Annotated in this window: 12 protein-coding genes, 1 tRNA gene and 1 riboswitch; of the genes, 10 read left to right on the top strand and 3 right to left on the bottom strand. The window is 74.0% G+C overall.

All coding sequences use genetic code 11. The features are described 5' to 3' along the window. Positions 1 to 2 precede the first annotated feature (2 nt). Complete coding sequence (locus tag ACFCZ1_RS23925; protein WP_376680310.1) at positions 3 to 794, bottom strand: tyrosine-protein phosphatase; 792 nt, start codon at positions 792 to 794, stop codon at positions 3 to 5. Positions 795 to 1,078: 284 nt separating this feature from the next. Continuing rightward, a riboswitch (cyclic di-AMP (ydaO/yuaA leader) is annotated at positions 1,079 to 1,281 on the top strand. A gap of 4 nt (positions 1,282 to 1,285) precedes the next feature. On the opposite strand from ACFCZ1_RS23925, the gene ACFCZ1_RS23920 reads away from it, so the two are divergent. The 9 genes from ACFCZ1_RS23920 to ACFCZ1_RS23880 all read left to right on the top strand — a co-directional run bounded on the left by ACFCZ1_RS23920 (position 1,286) and on the right by ACFCZ1_RS23880 (position 10,008). Further along, a complete protein-coding gene (locus ACFCZ1_RS23920; RefSeq protein ID WP_376680309.1) occupies positions 1,286 to 2,251 on the top strand; it encodes a peptidoglycan DD-metalloendopeptidase family protein in 966 nt (321 codons plus the stop codon). A 164-nt stretch (positions 2,252 to 2,415) separates the two neighbouring features. Then, positions 2,416 to 3,201 carry an SGNH/GDSL hydrolase family protein gene (locus ACFCZ1_RS23915; protein ID WP_328928749.1) on the top strand — a complete coding sequence of 262 codons (786 nt, stop codon included), beginning with the start codon at positions 2,416 to 2,418 and terminating at the stop codon, positions 3,199 to 3,201. Positions 3,202 to 3,313: 112 nt separating this feature from the next. After that, the gene (locus ACFCZ1_RS23910) at positions 3,314 to 4,513 is read left to right on the top strand and encodes an MBL fold metallo-hydrolase (RefSeq protein ID WP_376680308.1); all 1,200 of its coding nucleotides are present in this window, start codon (positions 3,314 to 3,316) and stop codon (positions 4,511 to 4,513) included. 434 nt (positions 4,514 to 4,947) lie between these two features. After that, the gene (locus ACFCZ1_RS23905) at positions 4,948 to 7,440 is read left to right on the top strand and encodes an ATP-binding protein (protein ID WP_376680307.1); all 2,493 of its coding nucleotides are present in this window, start codon (positions 4,948 to 4,950) and stop codon (positions 7,438 to 7,440) included. A 35-nt stretch (positions 7,441 to 7,475) separates the two neighbouring features. Then, the gene (locus ACFCZ1_RS23900) at positions 7,476 to 7,910 is read left to right on the top strand and encodes a roadblock/LC7 domain-containing protein (protein ID WP_376680353.1); all 435 of its coding nucleotides are present in this window, start codon (positions 7,476 to 7,478) and stop codon (positions 7,908 to 7,910) included. Continuing rightward, complete coding sequence (locus ACFCZ1_RS23895) at positions 7,907 to 8,320, top strand: DUF742 domain-containing protein (RefSeq protein ID WP_376680306.1); 414 nt, start codon at positions 7,907 to 7,909, stop codon at positions 8,318 to 8,320. Before ACFCZ1_RS23900 ends, ACFCZ1_RS23895 begins: the two co-directional genes overlap by 4 nt. After that, positions 8,298 to 8,933, top strand: coding sequence for an ATP/GTP-binding protein (locus ACFCZ1_RS23890; protein WP_376680305.1), 636 nt, complete (start codon positions 8,298 to 8,300; stop codon positions 8,931 to 8,933). Before ACFCZ1_RS23895 ends, ACFCZ1_RS23890 begins: the two co-directional genes overlap by 23 nt. Further along, a complete protein-coding gene (locus ACFCZ1_RS23885) occupies positions 8,930 to 9,481 on the top strand; it encodes a GAF domain-containing protein (protein WP_376680304.1) in 552 nt (183 codons plus the stop codon). Before ACFCZ1_RS23890 ends, ACFCZ1_RS23885 begins: the two co-directional genes overlap by 4 nt. Before the next feature lie 161 nt (positions 9,482 to 9,642). Then, positions 9,643 to 10,008: an MmcQ/YjbR family DNA-binding protein gene (locus ACFCZ1_RS23880; RefSeq protein ID WP_376680303.1), complete on the top strand. Its 366-nt coding sequence runs from the start codon at positions 9,643 to 9,645 to the stop codon at positions 10,006 to 10,008. Positions 10,009 to 10,025: 17 nt separating this feature from the next. On the opposite strand, the gene ACFCZ1_RS23875 is transcribed toward ACFCZ1_RS23880, so the two are convergent. Further along, positions 10,026 to 10,928 carry a transketolase family protein gene (locus tag ACFCZ1_RS23875; RefSeq protein WP_376680302.1) on the bottom strand — a complete coding sequence of 301 codons (903 nt, stop codon included), beginning with the start codon at positions 10,926 to 10,928 and terminating at the stop codon, positions 10,026 to 10,028. Positions 10,929 to 10,943: 15 nt separating this feature from the next. Further along, positions 10,944 to 11,645, bottom strand: coding sequence for a transketolase (locus ACFCZ1_RS23870; RefSeq protein WP_376680301.1), 702 nt, complete (start codon positions 11,643 to 11,645; stop codon positions 10,944 to 10,946). A 147-nt stretch (positions 11,646 to 11,792) separates the two neighbouring features. Here ACFCZ1_RS23870 and ACFCZ1_RS23865 point away from each other — a divergent pair. After that, positions 11,793 to 11,866: transfer RNA gene (locus ACFCZ1_RS23865), tRNA-Pro, on the top strand. The last annotated feature ends 565 nt before the right edge of the window (positions 11,867 to 12,431 follow it).

Raw genomic sequence — 12,431 nt, 5'->3', positions numbered from 1 at the left:
CGTCAGTCGAGCAGCCGCTCCCGCAGCCGGCCGAGGGTCTCGGGCGTGAGTCCGAGGCCCTGCGCCAGGTAGCGGTCCACACCGCCCCAGTGCCCGTCGATGGTGTCGAAGGCCGCTTCCAGGTACTCGGCGCGGGCATCGAAGAGCGGGGCGAGCAGCTCCATCGCCTCGGGGGAGCGGGCCTCGGCCGACCCGCCGCTGCGGCGTACCCGGTAGCGACGGTGCGGAGCGTTCGACTCCAGGTAGTCCGCCACGATCGCCTCGCGCTCGACGCCCAGCGCGAGCAGGGTGACGGCGATCGACAGGCCCGCCCGGTCCTTGCCGGCCGCGCAGTGCAGGAGGGCGGGCACGCTGTCCTCGGCGAGGGCGTGCACCACCCGGCTGTGCTCGCCGGTGCGGTGCTTGATGATCCCGCGGTACGAGCTCTCCATCCGGGCCGCGGCCTTCCCGTCGCCCAGGATGGCGCGGAGCTGGTCGAGGTCGCCGTCGCGGACCATCTTCCAGAACTCCCGGCCGTCGGCCGGGTCCGAGAGCGGGATGTTGACGTTCCGGACGCCGGGCAGTTCGACGTCCGGCCCCTCCAGGGCGTGGTCGGCGTTGTTGCGGAAGTCGAAGACGGTGTGGAGGCCGAGCGAGGCGAGGAATTCTGCGTCGGTTTCGGTGGCATGCGCGAGATGTCCGCTTCGGAACAGTCGTCCCGCCTTGACCCTTCGCCCGCCGGAAGTCGGCAATCCCCCCACGTCGCGGAAATTGCGCACTCCGGACAGTTCCGGCTCCTGTATCTGCTGGGTCACGGGAACTCCTCCGCTTCGTGGTGGGTCATCTGTCCGAATTAAGCTACTTGGCGCCAACTTGCCATGAACGGCGGCGAGATCGGACGCGGCCCCGTGAGCCAGATCATACGGTGACCGTGCGTGCCTGATCGCGAAGGGTGAATGGCCCGGCCGGAGCGGTTGTTGGCGGTGGGGGCGGGACGCAGGGTGACCGGAATTCCGGCGGTCCCTCATCCCTGTTATTCCGTCAGGGAATTCACGGCTTGTTGTGTACGGCCTTATGGGATTACCTTCGCGATCCATCCGGGTGGACCGCCGAATCCTGCCGCCGCCCGGAAACCGCACCCAACTATTCACGCGCTCGGCAGGAGCGGGGGAACCAGGTAAGCCGCTGTTCCGGATCTTTCCGGGACGGCTCGGGGTTAAGCCGCCCATGTTCCGTTCACGGACGGCCGGACATCTCCAGTCCGAACCCGACAGCTCACCTCGCAGGCGACGGAGAGGAATTCGCCATGTCCGCAAAGGGCAAGCACCGCCGTCCCAAGTCCCGTTCCATCTCCCGCGGTCTCGCCGTCGCCGGCACCGGCGGTGCGGCGCTCGCGCTGCCCCTGATGGGTGCCGCCGGCGCCCAGGCGGCCCCCGCTCCGGCCGCCGCGCCTGCCGCGGCCCCCGCCGTGGCGCCGCAGCTTCCCCTCTCGCTCCAGGCGGCCCCGACCGCCGCCGTGGAGGCCGCGCCGACCGTCTACACGGTCGTGCCCGGCGACTACCTCTCCAAGATCGCCGCAGAGCGCCACCTCTCCGGGGGCTGGGAGCGGCTGTACGCCGACAACCGCGAGGCCGTCGGTACCAACCCCTCCCTCATCCACCCCGGCCTGAAGCTGACCCTGGGCGCGAAGGGCGCGGCGGCCGCACCCGACTCCGCCCCCGCCGCCCCGGCTCCCGCCCCGGCTCCCAAGGCCGCTGCGAAGCCGGCTCCGAAGTCGGCTCCCAAGCCCGCCGAGAAGGTCGCCGAGAAGGCCGCCCCGGTGCAGCGCGAAGCCGCCGCCGAGGCGCCGGCCGCGCAGCGGTCCGCCTCCGGCTTCGTGGCCCCGGTGAGCGGCGGGATATCCACCCAGTACAAGGTCGCCGGCAGCATGTGGTCCTCCGGCTACCACACCGGCGTCGACTTCATCGCCAGCTCCGGCACCACCGTCAAGGCCGTCGGCCCGGGCACCGTGGTCTCGTCCGGCTGGGCCGGCGCGTACGGCAACGAGGTCATCATCAAGCACACGGACGGCACCTACTCGCAGTACGGCCACCTCTCCGTGCTGTCCGTCTCGGCGGGTCAGAGCGTCACCGGCGGCCAGAGCATCGGTCTCTCCGGCTCCACCGGCAACTCGACCGGCCCGCACCTCCACTTCGAGATCCGCACGGGCCCGTCCTACGGCTCGGACATCGACCCGCTCGCCTACCTCCGCTCGAAGGGCGTGAGCATCTGACGGCACCCGCCGCCGGAACGCAGGCACGCGTGAGGCCGGGGCCCCGAGGGGGGTCCCGGCCTCACGTGTACCTATTCCTTATCCCCCGCGTGGTAAAGATCACGGTCCGTCAACCCCTGCTTACGTTGGCGTAGGTCGTGTACGGGAGTGAAGGATGTCGTCTCGTGGCAGCGACGACGACGACACTCAAGACCATCGGCTCGTACGCGGCGATCGGGGACAGCTTCACCGAGGGCGTGGGGGACCCGGGACCCGGGGATTCTTTTCTCGGCTGGGCGGACCGGCTCGCCGTGCTCCTGGCCGACCGGCGTGACGAGCACGACTTCCGGTACGCGAACCTGGCCGTGCGCGGCCGACTCCTCGACCAGATCGTGGCCGAACAGGTCCCGCGGGCCAAGGAGCTCGCGCCCGACCTGGTGACCTTCTGCGCGGGCGGCAACGACATCATCCGGCCCGGCAGCGACCCCGACGACGTGGCGGAGCGGTTCGAGGCCGCCGTCGCCGACCTTACCGGGGCCGTCGGCCACGTCATGATCACCACCGGCTTCGACACCCGGGGCGTGCCGGTCCTCAAGCACCTGCGCGGCAAGGTGGCGACGTACAGCGCGCACGTCCGCGCCATCGCCGACCGCTACGACTGCCCGGTGCTCGACCTCTGGTCGCTGAAATCCGTACAGGACCGGCGGGCCTGGGACGCCGACCGGCTGCACCTGTCACCCGAGGGGCACACGCGGGTCGCACTGCGCGCCGCCCAGGTGCTGGGGCTGGAAGTGCCCGCCGACCCCGACCAGCCGTGGCCGCCGGAGCGGCCGCGCGGCTCGGTGGACGTGACCCGGGACAACATCCAGTGGGCGCGCGAGCACCTGGCGCCGTGGATCGGCCGACGGCTGCGCGGGGAGTCCTCCGGGGACCACGTGGAGGCGAAGCGACCGGACCTGCTCCCGTTGTAGGGGGCGACCGGCGGTGCGGACGGGAGCCGCGAGCGGAATCCTCCGGGGCGCGTGTGCGTTGGGATGGTCGTAGTGCGACGACCGTCCTGACCCCATCCTCCCAGGAGGCGCTTTGACCGGCTCCCGTCCCTTGCGTCCACGGCTGCGTGCCCTGCGGCCCGAAGCCTTCGGCGCGGACCCGTCCGGCGCCCGGCTGGAGAGGATCCGCCGCTCGCCGAACTTCGCCGACGGCGTCTTCCAGAATCCGGTCGGGGCCCGGACCAGGCCCTCGGGGTCGATGGCGGAGTTCGCGAAGATCTACTTCCACAAGGAGGAGCGGCTCCGGCGCAATCCCGGCGCGCCGATCCCCGTGTACCCGACGACGCTCGCGGAGCTGGCGAAGCCGCCCGTGAGCGGTCTGCGGCTCACCTGGATGGGCCACTCCAGCGTGCTCGCCGAGATCGACGGCCGACGGGTGCTCTTCGACCCCGTGTGGGGCGAGCGGTGCTCCCCCTTCCCCTTCGCCGGCCCCAAGCGGCTGCACCCCGTGCCGGTGCCCCTGGCCTCGCTGGGGACGGCCGACGTGGTGGTGATCTCGCACGACCACTACGACCACCTCGACCTGCCGACGATCAAGGCGCTGGCCGGTACGGACACGGTCTTCGCCGTCCCGCTGGGCGTCGGCGCGCACCTGGAGCGCTGGGGCGTACCGGCCGACCGGCTGCGCGAGCTGGACTGGAACGAGAGCACCGAGGTCGCCGGGCTCTCGCTGACGGCGACCCCCGCCCGGCACTTCTGCGGACGCGGGCTGCGCAACCAGCAGAACACCCTGTGGGCCTCCTGGGTCGTCGCGGGCGACGAGCACCGCATCTACCACAGCGGGGACACCGGATACTTCCCCGGCTTCAAGGAGATCGGCGCCGAGCACGGGCCGTTCGACGCCACGATGATCCAGATCGGGGCCTACTCGGAGTACTGGCCCGACATCCACATGACCCCCGGGGAGGGCATGCGCGCCCACCTCGACCTCCAGGGCGGAGCCCCGCGCGGCACGATGATGCCGATCCACTGGGGCACCTTCAACCTGGCCCTCCACCCGTGGGACGAACCGGGCGAGGGCACCCTGGCCGCGGCCGAGGAGACCGGATCGGCCATCGCCCTGCCGATCCCGGGCCAGCCCTTCGAGCCCGGCTCCGCCGATGCCCCGGCGGAACCCTGGTGGCGGCCCTTCGTGGCGGGCGCCGCGGTCACCCCGGCCGCGACCCCGCATCCGGTCACGGCGGCGCGGCCGCACGCCGTGATCCGCGAGGAGCCCGAGGCCGTCGGGTCCTGACGTACCGGGGCCCCGCGGCCGGGCGGCCCCGCCCCTCGGCTGCGGGGCCGCTGGGAGCCGGGCGAGCCCGGAGCGGGCGTGCGCGAGGTGGGCGTGCCCGAGGTGGGCGTACCCGAGGTGGGCGTACGCCCGCGGCGGGCGCGACGCCCCGGCCGTCGGGGGCGGGGGCACGGGGGCGGGGGCACGGGGCGCGGGAGCGGGTAGGCAAGGCGGCCCGGGAGCCCGGCGGCACGGGGCCGTTGCCGGTCCTCGCGGGAGGCGCCCCGGCGGATTCGGGCGGCTGTGCGAGCGCTCCACCGGGAGCGGGAAGCACCCCCGTGAACTTCCCCAACTGACCGTCCGGGTCGGGATGGTGCGGTCTAGCGTGGGTATCCGGTGATCAACACCGGGCCCCGGGAACGCTGGGGGCCGGGCCCCACGTACCGAGGACGCCGATGTCCGGACTCCGCGCCGCCCGCCACGCCCCGTCGAGACACGCCGTCACCGGTCCGGCCCGGCAGATACGCCCCCAACTGGTCCGCGCCGCCGTGCTGCCGACGCTCGCCGCCGGGCTCAGCGGCGCCGCCGCGGTCATCTTCACCCTCCAACTCGGCGGGGGAGCAGGCGAACGGGACGCCCGGCTCTGGCCGGTGCTCACCGGCTGCGCCCTGCTCGTCCTGGGAGCCCTCGCCGCCGCCCTGCTCGGGGCCCAGCGGGCGGCCAAGGCCGTCCGGGACCGGTGCGAGGCACTGCGCCGCTCCAGTGCGCGCGGACGCCAGGAACTGCGGACGGCCGCCGACCGGCTGGAGCGGGGCGAGACCCCGCCCCGCCCCGTGCGCGGCGGACCGACCGGACCACCGCTCGGCACCGACCCGGCGGGCGTGGACGAGTTCTGGCTGCTCTCCCAGGAGCTGCGCGGCGCCCGCGAACAGGCCCACACGGCGCTCGTACGGCTGGCCGGCCCGGCCGCGCCGTCCGACAGCGAGCGCAAGGTCGAGGTCTTCGTCAACCTCGCGCGCCGGCTGCAGTCCCTCGTCCACCGCGAGATCTCGCTGCTGGACGGCCTGGAGGACACGGTCGAGGACCCGGACCTGCTCAAGGAACTCTTCCACGTCGACCACCTGGCCACCCGCATCCGCCGCCACGCCGAGAACCTCGCCGTGCTCGGCGGCGCCGCGTCCCGCCGTCAGTGGACCCGGCCCATCGACCTGAGCGAGGTGCTGCGCTCCTCCGTGGCGGAGGTCGAGCAGTACACCCGGGTCAAGGTCGTGCCCCCGGCGGGCGGCAGCGTACGCGGCCACGCCGTGGCGGACGTGGTACACCTGCTGGCCGAACTGGTCGAGAACGCCACGGTGTTCTCCGCACCCGACACCGATGTGGTGCTGCGCGCCGAACGGGTCACCGCCGGGATCGCGGTCGAGGTGGAGGACCGCGGGCTGGGCATGCCGGCCGAGGAACAGCACCGGATGAACGCCCTGCTCGGCGACCCCGACCAGTTCAGCGTCCGACACCTTCTCGCCGACGGGCGGATCGGCCTGTTCGTGGTCTCCGCGCTGGCCCGCCGGCACGGGATCGCCGTCGAGCTCAAGTCCAACATCTACGGCGGCGTGCTCGCCGTGCTGGTGCTGCCTCAGGAGCTGCTGGGCGCGGAGGCGCCGAGCGCCGCCGACGCGGCGGGTGGCTCCCGGGCCACCTCGTGGGGGACCGGGGAGTCGGCGGCGGTGCCGCCGCTGGAGCCGGTGCGGGTGACCCCGCCGCGCGCGGACCCGGAGCCCCTGCCGGGGCGAGGGGCGCCAACCGGGGCCGGGGCCGGGGCCTGGTGCGCCGGGGCCGCCGGCCCTGCCCCGGCCGTGAACGGGCCCGCGCCCGTTCCGCGGGCCGCCCCCGACCCCGCTCGCGGGCCGCGCCCGCAGACCGCCCCGGGACCCGGCACCGCGCCCGGGGCCCCGCGGGAGCCTGCGGCCGGGATCCGGTCCGGGGCAGCGCACGCGCACGCGCCCGCGCGGGAAGCTGGGATCGGGGTGCAGTCCGGTGCCCCGCACGCGCCTGGGGCCGGGATCAGCTCCGGGATCGTGTCCGAGCCGGGGGCCGGGAGCCGGATTCGGCCTGGTGATGTGCCTGAGTGGGAGTCCGGGCCCGGTACGCGGTTCGGGCAGTCCGGTCCTGGGCCCGCAGCCCGGCCCAAGCACGCCTCGACGACGCCCGTGGGCGTGCCGAAGGCCGGGAGCGAGTCGCGGCCGGGGGGTGGGCCCGGGCGGGGGGCCGGTCGCCGGTCGGAGTCGGAATCCTCGGTCGGGGTGCAGCCCGGTGGCGGGACCGCGCCCGGGCCTGGGGCCGGGATCAGCTCCGGGATCGTGTCCGAGCCGGGGGCCGGGAGCGGGATTCGGCCTGGTGATGTGCCTGAGTGGGAGTCCGGGCCCGGTACGCGGTTCAGGCAGTCCGGTCCTGGGCCCGCAGCCCGGCCCGCGCAGGCGCCGACGACGCCCGTGGACGGGCCGGAGGCCGGGAGTGGATCGCGGCCGGGGAGTGAGCCCGGGCGGGGGGCCGGGATCTTGTCCGAGGCGGGGGACGGGGCCGGGATGCGGTTCGGGGGCGCGCCCGCGCGTGCGTCCTCGGCCGCGCCGTTGCCCGTGCGCCGGGCCGGGGGCGGAGCCACGGAAGCCGTGGCCATGCCGCTGCCCGCGCCCCGGGCCGGGGACGGAGCCTCGGCTCCGGCGGTGGGCGCGCCCCGGTCCGGTCCCGCCGGGCCGTGGGGCGAGCCCGGGACCACGGAGGCGGAGCGGCCGCCGCTGCCCAGGCGGCGGGCCCAGGAACACCTCGCGCCCCAGCTGCGCGAGGCGCCCGCCCCGCGGCGGTCCGCCCGCACCGGTCAGCCCGTGCACGACCCCGGCCTGATGGCCGCCTTCCAACGGGGCTTCGGCCTCGCCCAGTCGGAGAAGCAGGTATGACCCCGACCCCTCACCTCAGCAAGGAGCGCACCCCCATGGGCGGCGAAGTGGCGACGAAGACCGGCAACCGGCTCCCGGACCTCGACTGGCTGCTCAGCGGCCTGGTGCAGCGCGTGCCGTACACGCGCAGCGCCGTACTCCTCACCGCCGACGGCCTCGTCACCTGCGTGCACGGCCTCGACGCGGACAGCGCCGACCACCTGGCGGCGCTGGCGTCCGGGCTGTACTCGCTCGGGCGCAGCGCCGGATCCCGCTTCGCGGACGGCTCGGAGGTCCGCCAGGTCGTCGTCGAACTCGACACCGCGCTCGTCTTCGTGTCGGCCGCCGGCGCCGGCACCTGCCTGGCCGTCCTCGCCGACCGCGAGGCCGACGCCGGAGTGCTCGGCTACGAGATGGCGATGCTGGTCAAGAGCGTGCGTCCGTACCTGGCGGCCCCACCGCGTCGGCCCGTCGCCGACCCGGAGCGATGAGGGGCCGCGCGAGGGGGGTGCCGAAGGCCACGCGTGACACACCCTGGCTCGACGACTCGGCGGGCCGGGTGATGCGCCCGTACACCGCCAGCGGCGGGCGGACCCGGCCGGGAGTCGCACTCGACCTGCTCTCGCTCGTGACCGCGACGGGGGTGCGGCCGCGCATCCCCCTGGGGGCGGAGCACGCCCTCGCCCTGCGGCTGTGCGCGGGGACCGCGGCGGTCACCGTCGCAGAGGTGGCCGGACAACTGCGGCTGCCCGCGGTGGTGGTGAAGGTGCTGCTGTCCGATCTGATGGAACACGGGGCCGTCGTGGCGCAGGCCCCGCGGTTCCCGGGCGGCCGCTCGTTCGCCGCCGATGACCAGTCCCTGCTCCGGGCGGTGCTCGATGGTCTCCACAAACGGCTGTGACGCGGCCGTCCCCGACTCCGTGCCCGCGACGCTGAAGATCCTGGTCGCGGGCGGGTTCGGGGCGGGGAAGACCACCTTCGTGAGCGCGGTGAGCGAGATCGAGCCGCTGAGCACGGAGGAGTTGGTGAGCGACCTCAGCCGGACCGCCGACCGGCTGGACGGGGTCGAGGCCAAGGCCACGACCACCGTCGCGCTGGACTTCGGCCGGATCACGCTCGAACAGGGCCATGTCCTCTACCTCTTCGGCACGCCCGGGCAGCACCGCTTCTGGTTCCTGTGGGAGGAGCTGTGCGCGGGCGCGCTCGGGGCGGTGGTGCTCGCCGACACCCGCCGCCTCGCGGACTGCTTCCCCGCCGTGGACTTCTTCGAGCGGCGCGGGATCGGCTTCATCGTCGCCGTCAACGAGTTCGACGGCGGTCACCGCTACGGGCCCGCCGAGGTGCGCGAAGCGGTGGGGCTCGGGCCCGAGGTGCCCGTCGTACGGTGCGACGCACGCCTGAACAGTTCCGGAACGGGCGCGCTGGCCGCGCTCGTCCGCCATCTCCTGTGCATGTTCAAGGAAAGCGCCTGCACAGTCAGCTCTTCGTCTTCGGAGTCGGGGGAACCGCCATGACGTACTACGAATCGACCGGACACCTGCTGCTCACGCCCGTGGACCGGGAGGCGCCCGCGCGCGTCGTCCGGCTGCGCGAACTGGGCCTGGGCGAGCGGGCCGACGCCGAACTGGACGCCTTCGCGAGGCGCGTCGCGGACGCGCTCGCCGCCCCGTACGCGGGGGTCAACTTCATCGGGGAGGAACGGCAGTTCTTCGCCGGGCTGCACCACGCGCCCGAGGCGCCGGCCAGCGACTACCCGGCGCGGGTACTGGCCAGGGACCACGGCTACTGCCCGCACGTGGTGGTGCGGCGGCGGGCCCTGGTGCTGGAGGACGTACGGGACTTCGCGCGCTTCGCGGGCAACGCGGTGGTCGACGGGAGCGGCGTGCGCTCCTACGTCGGCGCGCCGCTGACGGACCGGCGCGGGATCGTGCTGGGGACGGTGTGCGCGGTGGACGTGGTGCCGCACCGGTGGGGGACGGAGGGGCTCGCGAGCGTGAAGGCGCTGGCGGCGGAGCTGGTGGAGCTGGTGCACGCCAGGGAGGACCGGCGGCGGACCGCGTGAGGCGGGGTGAGGCGGGGTGAGGCGGGGTGAGGCGGCGTGACGCCGTGAGTCTGGGGAAGGCGGTGCGGTGCGGGGGCAGTGCGGTGCGGGGCGGCGGATGTCAGTGCCGGGGTCTACGGTCGTGGACGAGGGTTCACCAGTGGCCGGAGAGGAGTCGCGCGATGGGCACCACCGCGCAGGACGTCCGTACGATCGCGCTGTCGCTGCCGGACAGCAGCGAGAAGCTCGCCTGGGGCATGCCGACCTTCCGGGTCGGCGGAAAGATCTTCGCTGCGCTCGGTGACGACGACACCTCGATAGGGGTGAAGTGCCCCAAGGAGGACCGGGCCGAGCTGATCGCGGCGGAGCCCGGCAAGTTCTTCGTGCGCGAGGGCCACGACGACAACTATGCCTGGCTGCGGGTCCGCCTGCAGGCGGTGGAGGACGAGGGCGAACTGCGCTCGATCCTGATCGACTCCTGGCTCCAGGCGGCCCCGAAGCGGCTCGCGGCGGCCCATCCGGAACTGTCGGCGGCCGGCGCGGGCTGACGGGCGGTGGGGGGTGTTCACTTCGGCGCCCGGAATCCCGTGATGCGCTCCCGCAGGGACCGCGGGTCCAGGCCGTGCGCGGCGGTGTGCTCGTCGATGGTGCCGTAGCGTCGCAGTTCGGCCCGTCCCACGCCCAGGCCCAGCACCCGGTGGGGTGTGTGGGCCAGGGCGTCGTTCGCCGCGGCCGTGGACGTGCCCGCGAGGTAGGGCTCGACGAGGACCACGTCGGCCGCGGCGCGGCCGGCCGCCTCGCGCACGGCCGCGCCGTCGAAGGGGCGGACGGTAGGGGCGTACAGCACCGTGAGGTCCAGGCCCTCGGTCGCCGCCAGGACGTTGTCCAGCAGCGGTCCGACGGCGACCACCACGCCCGCCCGCCCCTCCCGTACGGTCTGGAACCGCAGGCCCTCGACCGGACGCGGGGCCGCGTTCGACTGCTGGGAGAGCCGGACGTACACCTTGTCGTCCCCGGCGGCGTACGCGTGGCGCAGGAGCGCCTCCGCCTCGTCCGGGTGGCCCGGGACGTGGACCGTCCAGCCGTCGAGGGTGTCGAGCAGCGCCACGTCGCCCGGCGCCATGTGCGTGTAGCCGCCGGCCGGCCAGTCGTAGCTGGCGCTCGCACTGACGAGCACGCCACCCGTGCCCTGGTGCCCGAAGTCCAGCTTGACCTGCTCGAACGGCCGCTCCACGAGGAAGCTGGCGAAGGTGTGGACCACCGGCCGCAGGCCGGTGAGGGCCAGGCCGCCGCCGACTCCGACGAGGAGCTGCTCCCTGATCCCGACGTTGACCACCCGGTCCGGGTGCCGCCCCTGGGCGGGCCGGAAGCCGTCCATGGTGATCTCCGCGAGCACCAGGGTCAGCCGGGGATCCTCGTCGAGAAGGTCCGACGTGACCGTGATGAAACGCTCCCGCATGGTGTCCATGTCTGTCTCCCGCCCTCAGAACTTCTTCTCGACACGGGCGACCACGACGTGCGGCCGGCCGGGATGCGGTTCGGTGAACGCGGCGTGCAGCGCGGCATGGTCCCGCCCGTCCACGGTGGCCGCGGACCAGCCGGCCGCCTCGAAGCGGGCCGCGATCCCGCCGGGCCAGCCGTGCGTCGCGGAGTCGTTGTCGATCACCACCGTGTGCAGCCGCTCCAGGCCGGCGGAGCCCGCGTAGGCGAGCGCCTCGTGGTTGCTGCCCTCGTCCAGCTCGGCGTCCCCGATCAGCACCCACACCGCCGGCTCGTCCAGTCCCTGGGCGCGCAGCCCGAGCGCGCTGCCCACGGCGAGCGGCAGTCCGTGCCCGAGGGACCCGCTGCCGATCTCCACACCGGGAACGAGGGTGCGGTCCGGGTGGTGCCCGAGCGGGGAGTCGTACGAGCCGAAGCCGGGCAGCCACTCGACGGGGAAGAACCCCTTGGCGGCGAGGACGGCGTAGTACGCCATCGGCCCGTGCCCCTTGGACAGCAGGAACCGGTCCCGCCCGGCGTCCTCGGCGGTCCCGGGCGTCACCCGCAGCACCCGGTCGTAGAGCACCCACAGCACGTCGAGTGTGGAGGTGGCGGCGGGGCCGTGCTTCTCGGCCCCGGTCATGAGGCCGATGAGCCGGCCCAGATCCTCGTAGCGGACACCCGTGTCCGCGGTTGCCTGTGTCATGCACCGATCGTGCAACCTCAAGTGCGGTCGAGGTCAAGAAGCTCCCGCCGCGGACCGGGGAGCGGAAAGGTGCGCGCGGCCACCCCGCGAAGTGCGGTATTGTTCTCCTGCGCGTGAAACCAGGGGAAACCCCAGGTCAGCGGGCATCGGGACGTGGCGCAGCTTGGTAGCGCACTTGACTGGGGGTCAAGGGGTCGCAGGTTCAAATCCTGTCGTCCCGACTCGAAAGAGTCGCAGGTCAGGGGCCGTTTTGGAGCAATCCAAAACGGCCCCTTGATCGTTTCTGGGGGCCGGTTGGGGCCGGTCGGGGACCAGTGCGCTTGACCGCGTCAGCCGGCGGCCACGAGCCGCACGGTCGGCGCCGCCGCTCTCCAGGCGGCGCTGGAACAGCGGGCTCCCACGGCCACACGCGACTGGTCGAAGTGGCGGTTTCCGTACTCCTCGGCCCTTCTCGCTGCACGGACCTGGCCCACGCCGAGTGGCAGAAGTCCCCGTCGACCCGGAGGCGGGGAAGGCGCAGCCCGAGCCGACCGGCTGCCTCCATGTGCGGCCCGCCCGCGCCGATCGAGTCCGTGGGCGTGACGCGCAAGGTTGCCCTTCCCGAGGGTTCCGACGCATGGGGCGTCAGGAGCCCTGCCCGACGGTGTTCCTGACGGGAGGGCACCTGGGCGCCGATGTCGTCGAGAGGGCTGACCCCACCCGTTCCTCCGCTCCTTCGGCGTGATGGCCGCGACTCGGGGACGCGACCACCAGGCGTCGTGGGAGGCGCCGTCGCGGCTGTGGGCC

The organism is Streptomyces sp. NPDC056224, from assembly GCF_042267665.1.
Lineage (GTDB): Bacteria > Actinomycetota > Actinomycetes > Streptomycetales > Streptomycetaceae > Streptomyces.
This window is presented reverse-complemented; position numbering and strand designations above follow the sequence as displayed.